The following is a 15,242-nucleotide window of genomic DNA, read 5'->3' as shown; positions in this document are numbered from 1 at the left end:
CGTCGCGTAGTGTCGGTCGCGTCGTTCGGGTACGTCTCCCCGCTCACACCGGTAACACCTTTACTTTCACTTTCACTCCGCGGATGGCTCGCTTATACCGGCGCTCCGGTCCTCCCTGAACGTATGAGCGCGACGAGCCACGACCGACCGCGGTACGCGACGCCGACCCGCGTCGATGTCACCGAATGTCGGACCAACCGGATCGCCGATCGTGCGCGGCTGAACCGCGTACAGGACAGCGAGGTCCACCTCGAACGCCGCGGCGGGCGCACGTTCCTCGTGACGACCCCCGCAGAGTGAGGCGGACACAGACACCGAACTCTTCGATCAGTCGTCTGCAGCGACCTGATCGCGGGTAGCTCCGTCCTTGGACAACAGGCTGTCGAGCCCGACGCCGAGTGCCTCGTTCGTCCGCGCCACCGACTCCTCTCGGGAGATATCGGTCGCCAGCGCGCGGATCGCGTCGACGTTCTCGGGCACCACGTCCGCCTCCTGGTGGACGTTCTGGAACAGGTATAGGTCCCGCCCCTCGACGCTTATCGACTCCTCCCAGATGCAGTTCTCCCAGAGGTCGCCGCGGTCCCGCCCGAGATCGGACGCGTAGTCTTTCAGGGCCCCAGCGCCGTCGATACCGGCGCGCTCGGGGATCAGGAACAGCCGCGTCTCCTCGCGGAGCAGTTCCCGCACCTCCGCCGTGGTCGGCTCCCGTTCGAGCGTGACGTTGACACTGTGAGTGTGCATGCCGGTGACCGGCGCCTTCAGCGCGGCCGTGTCGATGTCGACATCTGGGAGGATCGCGTTCACGTCGGGACCGTGGTGAGAGGGGACCGTCGCCGGGTCCGGCACTACGTCGTTTATCGGACCACGATCGGTCTCGCTCGGGTCGCCGCCCCGCCGAACGAGGGTCACGCGGGCCTTCTCGATGCCGTACGCCTCGTCGAGCGGGGCGAGGAGCCGCGAGAGCCCGGTCGTGTTACAGGAGACGACGCGGAGCGAGCCGGCGTCGCCGATCGCCCCGCTGGCGCGGGCGTTGAAGGAGGCGTCCGCGATCGCGGCGTCCTCGCCGCCCTGATAGATCGCGGGTGTGTCGTGGGCCTCGTAGATCGGTCGATTGCGCTCCCCGATTCCGGCGGGCGTGCAGTCGACGATCACGTCGACGGCGTCGAGCAGATCGCCGAGGCTCCCGGCGATCGCGAGCCCAGCGTCCTCGAACGCGGCGGCCCGGTCGTCGATCGCGGCGTACAGGTCGTATCCGCGCCGGAGCGCGACCTCGGCGCCGTAATCCGGACTCGTCTTCGTTACGCCGACGAGTTCCATATCCGGTTGGGCCGCGACCGCGTCCGCGACGCGTTTCCCGATCGTCCCGTACCCGTTGACGCCCACGCGTATCATGGATCCCAGTCGCTCGGCGAGCAGTATAATGTTTTCGAGAGATTTAATGAGAAATTAACTACGTCGAGAGTAATCAGTCGGTTAATTCGCGCGTGCTGAGTATGGAACTGGATTTCGAAATAGAGTAAATTAGCCAGCGATGGGAAGGACTAACGCCCGGCGTCGCGGATCGACGGGTATGTCGAGCGATCTTGCGAAAGCGGCCGAGACCGCCGTCGAGCAGTGCTTGCGCGTCGCCCCAGGGGAATCCGTCGTCGTCGTCACCGACGACAAGCGAGCGCCCATCGGTGAGGCGCTCTACGAGGCCGTGAGCGCCATCACTGACGATGCGACGATCCTCCGGTATCCGCCGGCCGACCAGCACGGGACCGAGCCGCCCGCGCCGGTCGCGGCCGCGATGGCCGAGAGCGACGCCTTCCTCGCGCCGACGACGAAGAGCCTGAGCCACACCCGCGCCCGTGGGGCCGCATGCGACGCCGGAGCGCGCGGCGCGACCCTTCCCGGGATCACGGAGGACGTGTTCACCACCGGGCTCGACGCCGACTACGCCGCGATCGACGCCGCCTGCGACGACGTGCTCGCGCAGGTCGCCGACGCCGACGAGGTCCGGGTGACCTCGCCCGCGGGCACCGACATCACGTTCGGGATCGGCGACCGCGAGTGGCTCGCCGACACCGGGATGGTTCACGAGCCGGGCGACTTCTCGAATCTGCCGGCCGGTGAGGTCTTTATTTCGCCCGAGACCGCGACCGGCACGTACGTCGTCGACGGGACGATGATGCCCTACGGCCTGCTCGACGAGGACCAAACTCTCACGTTCGAGGTCGAGGACGGGCTCGTCACGTCCGTCAGCGACGACGCGGTCCGCGAAGAGCTCGAAACCGCCGCGGAGTCGGTCGGGGACGCCGCGTACAACCTCGCAGAGCTGGGGATCGGGACCAACGTCGGCGTCGACGAGCTGGTCGGCTCCGTCCTCTTAGACGAGAAGGCGGGCGGCACGGTTCACATCGCGATCGGCGACAACGCCGGGATCGGTGGCGAGACCGACGCGCCCGTCCACCTCGACGGAATCCTCCGAAACCCGACTGTCTACGTCGACGGCGAGGCGATCGAACTCCCGAGCGCGTAGAGCGGGCGCCCGGACTGGAGGCGGGTCGTTTGTTTATAAGTGAACAATGCGGTGGCGCGCCTCCGAGCGGCCGCCGAGGGCGGCCGCGAGGAGGCCGCGAGGGAGTCGCTGGCCCCCGGAGCGAAGCGGAGGGTGCCAGCGACGAGGCTGGGGAGGTGTGAGGCTGCGGTGCTGTGCGGTGCGGGGTGGGGCTCAAAGGGGCAGCCGCGAGGCGGGCGCAGGCGAAGCAAGGACCGCAACGAGGGAGCGAATGAAGTGAGCGACCGAGTGAGGACCGCAGCGAGCGTGCGCCCACCTCGCGGCTGGGGCTTTAGTGGTGTTCGTGTCGATCGACCGCTTATAAATGACTCCGCCAGCGTACAGCTGAGCGGCCCGGGTTTGGGTGGTTTTCACCGCTGGTCTGCCGTTATCCACTTATAAATCAAACTGAGGCGCTACTTCGTATTTCGTCACTCCACGACCGCGAGTGCGACGCCCGCGACCCCCCGCACGCCAACGACCTGGTGCCGCCAGCCGTCACCGGCGTCGACACAGAGGGTGCCAGCGTCGGTGACCGCGACCGACACGCCGGGACCGTAACCGAGCGCGACCGGTACCTCGTCGACCGGGAGGTCCGCCGCGGTCCACGCCCCGGCGTCCCACTCGGTGTCGTCGTCCGCGTGGACGAACAGGTCGCCGTCGACGACCGCCATCGCGTGGCCGTCACCGTCGGCGGCGACTGCGGTCGCGTCGCCCTCCAGCGCCGTCATCCAGCCGTTGCCCAGCCAGTAGACGCCCGCGGCGGTCGCCGCGAGGGGCATTCCGGATCCGGCCACGTCGCGGGCGTCGTCGAGGCCGACCGAGACGAGTTCGGAACCGTCGCCTGAGACTCGATAGACCCCGTCCGCGGCCGCGACGAGGGGGCCGTCGACTGCGCGCGGGTCGGAGACGGTCCCGATCGAGGTCGCCGTCGGATCTGACTCTTCGTCACCGAACTCGATCCCATTGATCTCGCCGTCCTCGCCCGCGACGAGGAACGCGTCGTCGTGGACGCCGACGGCGACAAGCGATTTCGAGCCGACCGGGTCGACGTCGACGGGCTCGAACGCGAGGTCGTCGCCGACGGGCGCGACCTGGAGCCCGTCCGGGGTCGCGACGCCGAGCAGGTCCGGGGCGTCTCGCCGCGGAAGGACCGCCGCGTCGCGGGCGGGCTCGCGGGCGACCATGTCGAACGCGCCGATCTTGTCGGCCGACAGCGCCACCCGGACGACGCCGCTCTCGGTGGCGACGTACGCGTCGGTGCGGCCCGCCGTCCCGGCGTACACGCGCTTCTCCTCGATCGAGATGTCGTCTTCGGCGGGTGCCATTATCGGGCGTTCGGCCGGGGGTCCCATAAGCCCCGCGCGGCGCGTCGGCGGCGGGGAGCCGGCCCGCCAGTTCACGCCTTCCGATGCGCATTAGGTCGCCGACCGAGTAGGGGCGGTAGTGCAATCGGTCGCCGCCGAACTCGTCGCCCTGCTCACTGAGGTGGCCCCGCGGCTCGCGCGCATCGCGGCGTTCATCGCGGTCGGCGTCTTCGCCGCCAACGTCGCGGTCGCGTTCGGGCTGATCCGGTACGTCGCCGGACTCGCTGGGTGGCTCACCCGACCCGCGAACCTCCCCGACGAGGTCGGCACCGCGATCCTCACGACTGCGGCGTCGACGACGGCGGGGTACGCCACGCTCGCCGAGTACCGCGAGTCCGGCCTGCTCGACGACCGGGCGACGCTCGTCGCCGTGACCATCAACACGTTCTTCGGGTTCGTCCAGCACGTGTTTACCTACTACATCCCGGTGTTGATCCCGATTCTGGGCGTGGAGACAGGAGTTATCTACGTCTCCGCGCGCGCCGGGATCGCGCTGGCGATCACCGTCACGGGCGTCCTCGCGGGCGGCGTTCTGCTGTCCGAGCGCAACGTGGACCGCTCCGCGCTCGCCGAGGTCGACGCGACCGGTCCCGACGCCGACGAGCGCACGAGCCGGGAGCGCGTTCGGGAGGCCGCGACGAAGTCGTGGTCGACGCTCCGCCGGACCGTCCCGCGGCTCGCGGTCGTCTACACCCTCGTGATCGCGTTCGTCACCCACTACGACGTCGAGGCCCTGACGAGCGTCGCGGAGCCGATCACCGGACTCTTAGGACTCCCGGGCGCCGCGGTCCCCGTGATCGCCGTCTACACCCTCGATACGACCGCCGGTGCCGTGACGCTGGCCGGCACCGCCGAGGGGATCTTCACCCTTCGGACCGCGGTCGCGAGCCTGCTCATCGGCGGTATCCTCTCGTTCGCCGTCTCCACGTTCCGTCGCTCGATCCCCTTCCAGTACGGGATCTGGGGCGCCGAATTCGGCACGAAGGTGATCGCCGTCAACACCGCCCTGAAGCTCCTGTTCATCTCGATCACAGTCGCGCTGTTGCTCGCGCCGGTGTGGTGAGACTGAGAGGATTTATAAATACGACGTGCGGTGGCGTGTGCCTGCGAGCGGCCGCCCTCGACGGTCGCGAGCAGCCCGCGCGAGGTCGCCGGCGCGTAGCGCCGGCTGCCAGAGAATCTCCGATTCTCGCTGGAGTCGGTGGTCCGGAGCGAAGCGGAGGATCACCGACGAGGTTGGGGAGGTGTGAGGTGCGGTTGCGGTGCTGTGCGGGATAGGACTCAAAGGGGTAGCCAAGCGCGGCTGGGGTTTTGGCGATGTTCGTCGTCGATCTGCCAGCAACCACTTATAAGCGTAGCCGGCCCTCCCGGGTCGTTCGCCGCCCGCCGTCAGCGACCACTACGCGATCGTCCGGTGCCGTCGAAAAATCGGACCCGTGTCCGGGTTACTTATAAATGGTGCCGCTGACGCAGACTTACTCCTCGACCGTGATCTGCTCGATCTCGACGGTGTCGCGGGGCTCGTCGCGGCGGTCGGTGGGAACGGCACCGATCTCCTCGACCACGTCCATCCCGTCGATGACCTGCCCGAAGACGGCGTGTTTGCCGTCGAGGTGCGGCGTGGCGTCCAGCGTGATGAAGAACTGCGAGCCGTTCGTGTTCGGGCCGGAGTTCGCCATGGAGAGGATTCCCGGACCGTCGTGAGTCAGATCGTCGTGGAACTCGTCGTCGAACTGGTAGCCGGGGCCGCCGCGGCCGCTCTCTTGCGGGTCGCCGCCCTGAATCATGAAGTCCTCGATGACGCGGTGGAAGACGTTCCCCTCGTACAGCGAGTCGCCTCGGACCTCGCCGCTTTCGGGGTCCTCCCACGTGTTCGTGTCACGGGCGGGATCCGCGTCGGCGGCGGGGTCGTGACGCGCCAGTCCGAGGAAGTTCTCGACCGTCTTCGGCGCGCGGTCGGCGAACAGCTCGACGACGACGTCGCCGTGGTTCGTGTGAAGCGTCACCTGCGGGTTGTCGGGATTGGAAACCTCTCGTGCCATGTCTCTGCGGAGGAGCGCCCGTCTGAAAACCCTGCCCATCCGCGCTCTAGGCGGTCGATCGGCGGCGGCGAGGTGACAGTTGTCTGAACCGGCACAGAACGTCGCCCTTATGAATCGAGGCCGCCGAATCGGCGACATGAGTTCCACGCCCGTGGTGACGATCGCGGCGCTCGTCGTCGGCCTCGCGGTCGGCGCGCTGTTCGCCTTCCTCCGCGTTCCGATCCCCGCTCCGCCCGAACTGCCGGGCGTGGTGGCGATCGTCGGGATCTATCTGGGGTTCAAGCTCGTCGGCTACGCCGGCGTCGGCTTCGACCTGCTTGACGCGCTCGGAGTGTAGCGCCGTCGTCTCGGCGGCCGGCGCCTCTTACCGCGACGACCGATACCGTTTCCCCCCCGCCACGACGGTCGGTACCGTTTTGCACCCGGCGATCGGACCGTCCCGTATGTACGACGACATCCTCCTCCCCGTGGCGCCGGGCGGGAAAGGAAACGACGCGATCCCGCACGCGAAGAGCCTCGCGGAGAGATACGACGCGACCGTCCACGTCGTCTCCGCGATCGACACGGTCGCGCAGACGCTGCGCGGCCCCCGAGTCGGCGCGTTCGCCGAGCGCGTTGAGGACGCGGCCGAAAAACGAGTCGAGACCGTGACGGCAGAGCTTGAGGCGGCCGGCGTCGACGTGATCGGCAACGTCGTCCGCGGCGAGCCCATCAACGTCATCGAGAACGCGATCAGCGACGTGGGCGCCGATATCGTCGTGATGCCGAGCCACACCCGCACCGGTCTCCAGCGCGTCCTGCTCGGCAGCGTCACCGAAAAGGTTGTGCGCGTCTCCCCCGTTCCCGTTGTCACCGTGCCGATGGTCGACCGGGAGGAGGAGGCGGAGGACGCCGAGGACGGGAGTGATACCGAGGACGGGAGTGATACCGAGGACGCGGGCGACGATCCCGACACGGAGTGACCGACGCCTCGGCGGCGACGCGCGCGTTCCGAGTCGCGTACGACGGCCGCGAGTACGCCGGCTTCCAGCGCCAGCCCCACGCGACGACCGTCGAAGGAACCCTCCTTCGGGCGCTCGCCAAACATGGGATCCTCGACCGCGGCGACGGGCCGACGCACGCGACGCCGCCGGGATACGCCGCCGCGGGGCGGACGGATGCCGGCGTCTCCGCGGTCGCGCAGACGGTCGCGTTCGAAGCACCCGACTGGCTCACGCCGCGAGCGTTCAACGGGCACCTCCCCGGCTCGGTGCGGGTATGGGCGGCCGCCGACGTACCGGCCGGATTCCACGCCACCCACGACGCGGTCAGACGGACCTACCGCTACCACCTGTACGCGCCTGCTCGCGTCGAAGAGACCGATCACGACCACGCCGTCGACGACGGCCGCGTCCGCGACGCGCTCGCACGGCTCTCGGGCGAACAGGACTTCCACAACCTGACGAGCGACGAGACGGGAACCGTCCGTGATCTGACCACGACCGCGACTCGGGAGGGAGACATCCTTGTCGTCGAAGTGTCCGCCGGAGGGTTCCCGCGGGCGCTCGTGCGCCGGCTCGTCGCCGCGGTCCGCGCGGTCGGTCGCGGCACGGCAGACCCCTCCTTGATCGACCGCCTGCTCGCTTCCGAACCGATCTCCGGCGAGTTTGGGATCGGTCCCGCACCGCCCGAACCGCTGGTGCTCTGGGACGTGTCGTACGAGGGCGTCGCGTTCGAGGTCGACCCCGAGGCGGCCGAGAGCGCGCGGGTCGCCTTCGGAGAACGGTACCGCGACGCCCGACACGCCGCCGCGGCGACGGGTGCGATCCGGGACCGGATCGCGGGGACGGACCAATCGTGAACTACGCGGTCTGCTCCCGCGCTACTCCCAGCCGGCCGGCCAGAGGTCGGCCGCGCGCATGCCCGTCTCGAAGTCGGCGTCCCGGAACGCCGCGATCAGGTCGTCGCGGTCGAGGCGGGGCGCGTCGCGCTCGGGGGCTGCGAACTCGGCGACGAGCAGGGCGATGAGCATCGCGTGTTCCCGAACATTTCGGTCGTCGACCTTGTCGCGGGTGTCGGCGTGGGTGTGTCCCCAGCCGCGTCCCCGATCGCCGGAGTCGCTGTGTAGCTGGATCGCCGGCACCCCGCGCCGGACGAACGGCCACTGGTCGGAGAACGGGTGCGGCTCCGCGTCCACAGCGATCGGCTGGTTCGTCGCCGTCGACACCGCCTCGGCGACCGACGCAGCCGTCTCGGAGGCGTGCGCCAGCGCCACGAGGTCGCGGAACCGCCCCGCGCCGTCGACGTTGATCACTCCCTTCACCCGGTCGAGGTCGAGCCGCTCTGCCAACTGCTCCGAACCGAGGAGCCCCACCTCCTCCGCCCCGACCGCGACCACGTCGACGCCGAGCGGGAGGTCCGCCTCGGTCAGGATTCCCGCGGCGGTCGCGACGGTCGCGATCCCGCAACCGTTATCGAGCGCGCCCTCCGCGATGTCGTGGGCGTCGTAGTGCGCGAGCAGGAGGAGCCGCTCGTCGGTGTCCGGTCCCGCGTGACCGACTACGTTCCGGCTCTCGCCCGGCTCGGTCGTCGCCGTCACCGACAGCTCGGCCTGCGCAGCGGGGCTCGATTCGGCGGCGACCCCGCCGTCCCCTCCGGCCGCGTACTCCCGGAGCCACGCGCCGGTCTCCTTCGAGACGCCGACGGCGACGGCCTCGGCCTCCTCGCCGAAGGTCAGGGATCCGGTGGGGGGAAGCTGGCCGTCGAGGTGGTTGACGAAGACGAAGCCGACCGCGCCCGCGTCGAGCGCGTACCCGAACTTCTCCATCCGGTGGACGAACCGACCGCCCTCCGGGGTCGTCGTCGACGCGACTGCGATCCGGCCCTCAACCTCCCGCTCGTCGATCTCGGCGGGAGTGCCGTACCCCACGTCCACGAGCTCCCCAGTGACACTCCCGCCCGGCGAGTACGGCAGCGCGAGCGCCTCGAACTCGCGGGTCGCCGCCGCGCCGTCGCGTCCGGGCGCCGTCACGCGGAGCGTCGCGCTCCCGCGCTCCCACGCCGCCATCTCGAACGGGCGCGTCTCGACCGCGGAGAGCCCCGCCCGCTCGAACGCGTCGGCGACGATCTCGGCGGCCCGGCGCTCGCCCTCGCTACCGGCCATCCGGCTCCCGATCGCGGTGAGGTCGGTGAGGAAGCGCCACGGGTCACCGTCGGTCCACGTCCGGCCGAGCGCCGGTGCGAGTTCGGTGCGTCGCTCGCGGACGCGCTCGACGGCAGCCGGATCGACCGCCGCGTTCGTCTCGTTCGGCTCCGAGTGCATGGAGACGACTCCGCCGGCGACGGGTTAAGTGTGAGGCTCCCGGCACCGGAAACGCTACGTTGAAGTGGGACGGTTAGAGATGTTCGAGTGAGCACCGTTGGTCCAGTGGTAGGACATTAGCTTCCCAAGCTAATAGCCCGGGTTCAATTCCCGGACGGTGCACTCACTTCGTTCGTGCACCGTCCGTTGTCACGCTCGCTTCGCTCGCGTGACTCCCGGACGGTGCATACCTGTGGCGAGCAATACCGCGAGCCACAGGTATACCAAGAGAATTGAACCCTATCAGTCGCGCGCAGCGAGCGCAGTGAGCGAGCACGTCTGATTTCGGTTCAATTCCCGGACGGTGCACTCACTTCGTTCGTGCACCATCCGTTGTCACGCTCGCTTCGCTCGCGTGACTCCCGGACGGTGCATACCTGTGGCGAGCAATACCGCGAGCCACAGGTATGCCAAGAGAATTGAAAAAGTAGTCTGTACTCTGCTGGAAGGTTTATCCTAAGACTAGTCTTTGAGTCGAACTTCGTCGTCGGTTACTGTGTGTATGCGGTCCTTCTCAAGCGGATAGTCGTCTTGGTCGGCGTCGGACCAGCCGAGTTTCGAGCGGATGGTGTCAGCGAGCCCGGGGTCCGCATTCACGTACGCGGTCCCGGATTTGACCTCCGTTATCATACCGATCTTTTCACCGTGAGAATCGACTACTGCTTTGCCCTCGTCGTCGTCAGTTACGTGACCTCGTTCCATTCCATTTGCGTATATTTCTCTTGTGAATATAGTTATAAAGACCATATCCGGAACGTGAGACCGGTAGACCCGCGTTACGGAGAATCAAGGAGAAAGCCTCGCGCTTCAGCGCGGGGATGAATCCAACATTGCAAGGATTTAATTAGCCGCTTGTTGTCTTAACGATAAACCGAGGCGGCCTGCCCGCCCAATCAATCGGACAATATCGGGATTCGACGGTTCCAAGCAGAAGGCACCCCTTCTGTGTCGGAATCGGGTGCAGTCAACGAAAGTATCTCCGAATCCCATGCCGGGATAGGAGTAACGGCTGATTGGCACAGCCAGTAGCCGCCCAATGTGGTAGCTACAAACCGTAACCATCCCAACCCAGCGGTGCGGTGCCGTGGGAATCCTCGCGCTTCAGCGCGGGGAGGATGTCAAACCAGTCTGGCGCTGTTGAATTCTGTTCATCAGACACAATTTCTGTGAGTTCCGAGAGATCGCTCTGATGTGTGCAGTCTACAACATCAAACGGTTCGTGAAACAGTGATTTCGAACGCCGTATGGCGATTCAACACAGTCGTGTGAATCCACTCTGCCCTGCCTGAGAGCGTTCGTCAGAAGATGTTCGCCTGTCCGTACACCGATATCCCGGTGTCGGTGATCTCGTACGGCTTCGACTGCCGAGAGTGGTTCGCGTCGCGGATTTTCTGGATCTCGACGGCGAGGCGCATCTCGCGGAAGTCGGTACCGCGGATGTACTGGAGCACGAACACCGCGTCGGTGAGGTACTCGACGATCCCGTGGCGGGAGGCGTAGGGGTTCTTCTCGTTCGCCTCCGAGGTAAGCAGGGTGGTGACGCCGGCCTCTTTTAACGAGCGGGTGAACCCGAACACCTCCGAGCGGCGCTTCGCCGGGTGGTCGTACATCATCTCCAGCAGCGAGACGGAGTCGAGCACCAGCCGGTCGGCGTCGAACTCGGCGATGAGTCGCGTGAGGTCATTCCGGATCGACGCCAGCGAGTTCGCCATCTCGATCGGGTCGATGGCGACCACCGCGAGCCGGTCCGCCTCGGCGTGCTCGCGGAACGACCACCCCTTCTCCTCGGCCGTCGAGAGGATCGACTCGCGGGTCTGTTCGAGGGTGATGTACACTCCCTTCCGGTCGGATTCGAGCGCCTCGTTAAGGAATTGGAGCGCGAACGTCGTCTTCCCGGTCCCGGCACCGCCGATGACCGACAACAGCGAGCGACGCGGGACCCCGCCGAGGATCATCTCGTCGAGCCCCTCGATTCCGATGTCGGTGCGTTCGATCGACGACTCGAACTCGTCGGGATCGACGTCGAACCCCGGCGACGCACCGCCACCCTCTCCGCCGTCGAACTCACCGAATCCGACATCGTTCGGCCCACTGGAGTCGCCTGCGGCGTTCCCCCGATACCCGCCGAAGGGGTCTGCCGATCCGCTGTCAGTGGACTTACTGCCCGCTGACCCGCCGCCCGCTGATCCGCTGCCCGCTGACCCGCCGTCAAAGGGATCGTCGTCCCCGAACAACCCGCCGCCGAATCCCCCTCCAGAACCGGTCGGATCGGGGGTACCGTCATTCGCTGACTCGTCGCCAAACGGGTCCTCCTCGCCGAACGATCCGCCACCGAACGGGTCGTCGCCGCCAAACGACTCGCCGCCGAACGGATCGTCTCCCTCCGGCAGGTCGCTTTTCGGCGAGTCACTCTCAGACTCGGTACTGCCGAATACGTCTCCGGCGAAGTTGTCCTCATCGACGTCGTCCCCGGCCTCTCGCGACGGATCCCGCTCGCCGTTCCGGATTCCGCCGAACGGGTCGCTTCCGCGCTCGTCCGCGCGGTCGTCGCCTCCCCCGGGATCGGACGCTTCGCGGGCCGGAGGTTCGTCTCCGTTGGCGGTCTCGTCGTCCTCGTTGCTTTCGCCGGTCTCGTCGTCCTCGTCGCCCTCGGCCGCATCGCTGTCCGCGTCGCTGTCCCGCAACGCGCGCTCGAACCAGTCGTCCTCGTCGCTCATGGTTCCAGTCGGCCGTGAGGGGTCGGCATAGTTCTGGCAAGGCGGGGGGACGGCTTGAAACTTTCCGGAACCGCGGCCCGATGTCCGCATCCTTTTGTCCGGCGACGAGAATCGGTGGCGCATGCAGGTTGGAATCGTGGCGCGGAAGGGAAGCGAGCGCGCGGTCGCCGTCGCCGACGAGCTGCGCGACGCGGTCGCCGGCGCCGGGGCGTCCGTCTGGCTCGACGCGGAGACCGCCGATGCGCTCGGCGAGCCGGCGGCCGGTCGCGAGGTCGACGCCCTCGCGGACTGCGACCTCGCAGTCGCGGTCGGCGGCGACGGGACGTTCCTCTTCGTCGCGCGCAACGCCGGCGACACCCCGATCGTCGGGGTCAACCTCGGAGAGGTCGGCTTCCTCAACGCCGTCCCCCCAGAGGCTGCCGAGGAGGCCGTCGTCTCCGAGGTCGAGGCGTTCGACCGCGGCGAGATGAACGTGCGAGAGGCGCCGCGGCTCGCCGCCCGGACCGACGAGTGGACCTCCGTTCCCGCCGCCAACGAGGTCGTGATCCAGGGCGCCCGACGCGGCCCGGGCGCCGGAATCGACTACGAGGTCCGCGTCGACGGGAGCCGGTACGCCGGCGGACACGCCGACGGGGTTCTCGTCGCGACGCCGACCGGCTCGACCGCGTACAACCTCTCGGAGGGGGGGCCACTCGTCCACCCCGCGGTGAGCGGCCTCGTCGTCAACGAGATGGTCGCCGAGGAGGGGATGCCCCCGATCGTGGTCGACGCCGACGCGACCGTGACCGTGGCGGTCGAGGGCGTCGACGAAGTCGTCGTCGCCAGCGACGGGCGAAACGTGACGACCCTTCCCGCCCCGACCGAGGTAACCGTCGAGCGAACGACCCCGCCGATGCGGATCGCGGGGCCACCGTCGGATTTCTTCGCGGCGCTCGAGAAACTGTCGTAGACCGCTGGGCGACAAAGGTACTTAAATAGCCGGAGCGCTCCACAAAGCGTTTATTGCCCGAGGGAGCACGACCGCTCGTGAATCGCCGAACCGGTGTCGCCGGGTACGTGCTCGCGGGCGTCGCGCTGGCCGCGCTCTCGGCGGTCGCGTGGGTCGTCTCCCCCGACGCCGTTCTCGGGCCGCTGACGTGGCTCGCCGACGACCCGGTCCGGTTCGGCGCCGCGCTGATCGCGCTGACGGCGATCAGGCCGCTCCTCGCGTGGCCGACGACGCTACTCGCCGTCGTCGCCGGTTTCGGGTACGGGTGGGCCGGGGTTCCGATCGGCGTCGCCGCGATGGTCGCGACCGCGCTTCCACCGTACTGGCTCGCTCGCGCCGGGCGCGTTCGGGCCCGCGATGGCTCGCAGATCGCCGACCGGCTCTGCGGCGCGGGCGAGCGGCTGGCCGACGCCACCGGCGGCGTTCGGGCCGTCACCGCGACCCGTCTGCTGCCGGTCCCCTCGGACGCCGTCTCGCTCGCCGCCGGCGGGTCCGGGATCCGGCTCCGGTCGCTACTTTTCGGTACGGCGCTCGGGGAACTCCCGTGGGCGATCGTCGGCGTCGCGATCGGTGTCTCCGTCGACCGACTCGCGAACGGCGGCACTGCCTCGATCGATCCGACCGTGCTGGTCGCGATGGCCGGTCTCGGAACGCTGCTGCTCGCCGGACCGTTGTATCGGACATTTATAAGAGATCGCGCGTCGCCGACCGCGTGATCGGCTTCGGCGCGGCAGGCGCCGTTTCACGCCGTTGCGCCGAACGAAACCCGAGCGTCCCGCCGAGTTGAACCGCGGCGGGACGATCGAACGGGTCGTGTGCCTCCGACAGGAGACCGATGCGAGCGTGCATTCCCCTGGTCCCCGAATCCCGGGACTGCTCCCAGCCCTAACCCCGAAGCCGCGGTCGAACTGCAGTCGGACCGCAGTTGACCACAGCCGGACCGCGGCTTCAACGGGGGACCGAGGGGAACGCGACGCGTCGCCGGCTACTCCGTCTCGTTGCCGCTATCGTCGCTTCCGTCGCCGTCCGTCTCTTCGTAGTCGACCTCGATCCCGCTCGGAACCGGTCGCAGGAGGTACCGTCCGTTCCCGCGACGGACCGGAGCGAAGTCGGCGGTGAACACCGTTCGAGTGTTCTCGCGAACGTCGAACTCCGCGTTGAACGTCAGCGGCGCGTTCCCCGGGCGGTCGACCTCAGCCTCGCCGCCCTCGGCGAGCGTGCCGTCGACGTTCGAGACGTTCAACTGGAGGAACCGGTACGTACCGACCGAAAGCTCGCGCTCGTCGATCAGCTGCGTCTCCCCGTTCTGTAGCTGGACGAGGTCGGCCTCCTGTGGCTCGTCGAACTCGTAGTACTCACGGCCGGCGGGTTCGGTACTGTCGTCCTCGTCGCCGTCTGTCTCGTTGCCGTCGGTCTGGTTCCCGCCGTCGGTCTCGTTGCCGTCGGCGTCGTCACCGTCGGTCGCGTTCCCGTCGTCGGTCACGTTCCCGTCCGCACCGCTCTCGGCGCCTTCGGGGCCGAGCCAGATCCCCTCGATCGTAACTACGAGGGACGCGAAGTCGGCAATGTCGGCGGGCTGGTCGGTGACTTGTGTCGCGAGCGTTCCGGTCGCGCGGCCGACGCAGCCGGCGAGCCCGGCCGCACCAAGCGCGGCGGCGCCGGTCGCTTGCAGGTAGGTTCGCCGGTCAAGCGCGTCGAAGTCGGGCGTGCGGTCCGTCACGTTACGCTTCCTCCCCATCGCTCACACCGGAGCCGTCGTTCTCACTGGCCTCGTCGCCCGCACCGGCGCCGTCGCCGGCGATGTCGCTCACGGTCTCGCCGAGGTCGTCGACGCCGCCGGAGAGGAAGTCGTTCACGTTATTCAGAATATCGCCGACGAAGTCCGGAACCTGATCCGGCAGGTCGCTCGGCGGTCCCGCGTCTCCCGGAGCGTCGTCCGGTCCGGGGGCCGCCGCGACGGCACCGGCGGCCGCGCCGGTCCCGATCAGTACCACCGTGGCCAGCGCCACGATCAGTGTCGTTCGGATCGCGTTCATGACGGTTCCCTCTCGGACCGCTGTAACCTTTAATACCCCAAGCCGTTCAGCCGAGTTGCACCCGATTTTACTCGGTTTAAATGCCGGTAGACGGCTCGACGGCGCCGTTCCGTCGATGTCAAGAATTACTTATAAAAGAACAGATCGGACGGCTGCGACTGCGTCGTCGGCCGCAGACCACATCAGGAAAGAGATTCTGCGCACGCGGCGGAC

The 15,242-nt window shown here is 68.1% G+C and carries 16 protein-coding genes and 1 tRNA gene; 9 read left to right on the top strand and 8 right to left on the bottom strand.

Annotation, left to right across the window (positions count from 1 at the left end; all coding sequences use genetic code 11):
- Positions 1-123: 123 nt before the first annotated feature.
- A complete protein-coding gene (locus tag HLAC_RS19255; protein ID WP_015910396.1) occupies positions 124-300 on the top strand; it encodes a hypothetical protein in 177 nt (58 codons plus the stop codon).
- A 27-nt stretch (positions 301-327) separates the two neighbouring features.
- Here HLAC_RS19255 and HLAC_RS08315 read toward each other — a convergent pair whose 3' ends face one another.
- Positions 328-1,392: a type II glyceraldehyde-3-phosphate dehydrogenase gene (locus HLAC_RS08315; protein ID WP_015910395.1), complete on the bottom strand. Its 1,065-nt coding sequence runs from the start codon at positions 1,390-1,392 to the stop codon at positions 328-330.
- Between the two features lie 178 nt (positions 1,393-1,570).
- Here HLAC_RS08315 and HLAC_RS08310 point away from each other — a divergent pair, with 178 nt between their 5' ends.
- A complete protein-coding gene (locus tag HLAC_RS08310; protein WP_015910394.1) occupies positions 1,571-2,521 on the top strand; it encodes an aminopeptidase in 951 nt (316 codons plus the stop codon).
- A gap of 449 nt (positions 2,522-2,970) precedes the next feature.
- Here HLAC_RS08310 and HLAC_RS08305 read toward each other — a convergent pair whose 3' ends face one another.
- The gene (locus tag HLAC_RS08305) at positions 2,971-3,867 is read right to left on the bottom strand and encodes an HVO_0234 family beta-propeller protein (protein WP_015910393.1); all 897 of its coding nucleotides are present in this window, start codon (positions 3,865-3,867) and stop codon (positions 2,971-2,973) included.
- A gap of 118 nt (positions 3,868-3,985) precedes the next feature.
- On the opposite strand from HLAC_RS08305, the gene HLAC_RS08300 reads away from it, so the two are divergent.
- Positions 3,986-4,969, top strand: a complete 984-nt coding sequence (locus tag HLAC_RS08300; RefSeq protein ID WP_015910392.1) for a nucleoside recognition protein — start codon at positions 3,986-3,988, stop codon at positions 4,967-4,969.
- Positions 4,970-5,381: 412 nt separating this feature from the next.
- On the opposite strand, the gene HLAC_RS08295 is transcribed toward HLAC_RS08300, so the two are convergent.
- The gene (locus HLAC_RS08295) at positions 5,382-5,948 is read right to left on the bottom strand and encodes a peptidylprolyl isomerase (protein ID WP_049933432.1); all 567 of its coding nucleotides are present in this window, start codon (positions 5,946-5,948) and stop codon (positions 5,382-5,384) included.
- Positions 5,949-6,084: 136 nt separating this feature from the next.
- On the opposite strand from HLAC_RS08295, the gene HLAC_RS08290 reads away from it, so the two are divergent.
- From HLAC_RS08290 to truA, 3 genes are all read left to right on the top strand, one after another.
- Positions 6,085-6,285, top strand: coding sequence for a XapX domain-containing protein (locus HLAC_RS08290; RefSeq protein ID WP_015910390.1), 201 nt, complete (start codon positions 6,085-6,087; stop codon positions 6,283-6,285).
- A 106-nt stretch (positions 6,286-6,391) separates the two neighbouring features.
- Complete coding sequence (locus HLAC_RS08285; protein ID WP_015910389.1) at positions 6,392-6,910, top strand: universal stress protein; 519 nt, start codon at positions 6,392-6,394, stop codon at positions 6,908-6,910.
- Positions 6,907-7,788, top strand: a complete 882-nt coding sequence (truA, locus tag HLAC_RS08280; RefSeq protein WP_015910388.1) for a tRNA pseudouridine(38-40) synthase TruA — start codon at positions 6,907-6,909, stop codon at positions 7,786-7,788. The genes HLAC_RS08285 and truA overlap by 4 nt, the downstream gene beginning before the upstream one ends.
- 21 nt (positions 7,789-7,809) lie before the next feature.
- On the opposite strand, the gene HLAC_RS08275 is transcribed toward truA, so the two are convergent.
- Positions 7,810-9,249, bottom strand: coding sequence for a M28 family metallopeptidase (locus HLAC_RS08275; RefSeq protein ID WP_015910387.1), 1,440 nt, complete (start codon positions 9,247-9,249; stop codon positions 7,810-7,812).
- 91 nt (positions 9,250-9,340) lie between these two features.
- Here HLAC_RS08275 and HLAC_RS08270 point away from each other — a divergent pair.
- Positions 9,341-9,411: transfer RNA gene (locus HLAC_RS08270), tRNA-Gly, on the top strand.
- A gap of 339 nt (positions 9,412-9,750) precedes the next feature.
- On the opposite strand, the gene HLAC_RS08265 is transcribed toward HLAC_RS08270, so the two are convergent.
- The gene (locus tag HLAC_RS08265) at positions 9,751-9,990 is read right to left on the bottom strand and encodes a hypothetical protein (protein WP_049933430.1); all 240 of its coding nucleotides are present in this window, start codon (positions 9,988-9,990) and stop codon (positions 9,751-9,753) included.
- A 596-nt stretch (positions 9,991-10,586) separates the two neighbouring features.
- The gene (locus HLAC_RS08260) at positions 10,587-12,005 is read right to left on the bottom strand and encodes a KaiC domain-containing protein (RefSeq protein ID WP_015910385.1); all 1,419 of its coding nucleotides are present in this window, start codon (positions 12,003-12,005) and stop codon (positions 10,587-10,589) included.
- 121 nt (positions 12,006-12,126) lie between these two features.
- Between HLAC_RS08260 and HLAC_RS08255 the strand changes: the two genes are divergently transcribed.
- The gene (locus tag HLAC_RS08255; RefSeq protein WP_015910384.1) at positions 12,127-12,954 is read left to right on the top strand and encodes an NAD(+)/NADH kinase; all 828 of its coding nucleotides are present in this window, start codon (positions 12,127-12,129) and stop codon (positions 12,952-12,954) included.
- A 77-nt stretch (positions 12,955-13,031) separates the two neighbouring features.
- The gene (locus HLAC_RS08250) at positions 13,032-13,709 is read left to right on the top strand and encodes a TVP38/TMEM64 family protein (RefSeq protein WP_015910383.1); all 678 of its coding nucleotides are present in this window, start codon (positions 13,032-13,034) and stop codon (positions 13,707-13,709) included.
- 269 nt (positions 13,710-13,978) lie between these two features.
- Here the strand turns inward: HLAC_RS08250 and HLAC_RS08245 are convergent, their stop codons facing one another.
- Complete coding sequence (locus tag HLAC_RS08245) at positions 13,979-14,713, bottom strand: DUF4382 domain-containing protein (RefSeq protein WP_049933428.1); 735 nt, start codon at positions 14,711-14,713, stop codon at positions 13,979-13,981.
- 1 nt (position 14,714) lies between these two features.
- The gene (locus HLAC_RS08240; protein ID WP_015910381.1) at positions 14,715-15,029 is read right to left on the bottom strand and encodes a hypothetical protein; all 315 of its coding nucleotides are present in this window, start codon (positions 15,027-15,029) and stop codon (positions 14,715-14,717) included.
- Positions 15,030-15,242 lie beyond the last annotated feature (213 nt).

This window comes from Halorubrum lacusprofundi ATCC 49239, assembly GCF_000022205.1.
Lineage (GTDB): Archaea > Halobacteriota > Halobacteria > Halobacteriales > Haloferacaceae > Halorubrum > Halorubrum lacusprofundi.
The sequence above is the reverse complement of the archived record's forward strand: the minus strand, read 5'-3'. Positions and strand labels throughout refer to the sequence as shown.

Bases quoted from the DNA above. Each gene is read 5' to 3' on its own strand.
- HLAC_RS08315 (WP_015910395.1), bottom strand. From the start codon at position 1,392: ATGATACGCGTGGGCGTCAACGGGTACGGGACGATCGGGAAACGCGTC.
- HLAC_RS08260 (WP_015910385.1), bottom strand. From the start codon at position 12,005: ATGAGCGACGAGGACGACTGGTTCGAGCGCGCGTTGCGGGACAGCGAC.
- HLAC_RS08310 (WP_015910394.1), top strand. From the start codon at position 1,571: ATGTCGAGCGATCTTGCGAAAGCGGCCGAGACCGCCGTCGAGCAGTGC.
- HLAC_RS08275 (WP_015910387.1), bottom strand. From the start codon at position 9,249: ATGCACTCGGAGCCGAACGAGACGAACGCGGCGGTCGATCCGGCTGCC.
- HLAC_RS19255 (WP_015910396.1), top strand. From the start codon at position 124: ATGAGCGCGACGAGCCACGACCGACCGCGGTACGCGACGCCGACCCGC.
- HLAC_RS08295 (WP_049933432.1), bottom strand. From the start codon at position 5,948: ATGGCACGAGAGGTTTCCAATCCCGACAACCCGCAGGTGACGCTTCAC.
- HLAC_RS08265 (WP_049933430.1), bottom strand. From the start codon at position 9,990: ATGGAACGAGGTCACGTAACTGACGACGACGAGGGCAAAGCAGTAGTC.
- HLAC_RS08255 (WP_015910384.1), top strand. From the start codon at position 12,127: ATGCAGGTTGGAATCGTGGCGCGGAAGGGAAGCGAGCGCGCGGTCGCC.
- HLAC_RS08305 (WP_015910393.1), bottom strand. From the start codon at position 3,867: ATGGCACCCGCCGAAGACGACATCTCGATCGAGGAGAAGCGCGTGTAC.
- HLAC_RS08290 (WP_015910390.1), top strand. From the start codon at position 6,085: ATGAGTTCCACGCCCGTGGTGACGATCGCGGCGCTCGTCGTCGGCCTC.
- HLAC_RS08285 (WP_015910389.1), top strand. From the start codon at position 6,392: ATGTACGACGACATCCTCCTCCCCGTGGCGCCGGGCGGGAAAGGAAAC.
- HLAC_RS08240 (WP_015910381.1), bottom strand. From the start codon at position 15,029: ATGAACGCGATCCGAACGACACTGATCGTGGCGCTGGCCACGGTGGTA.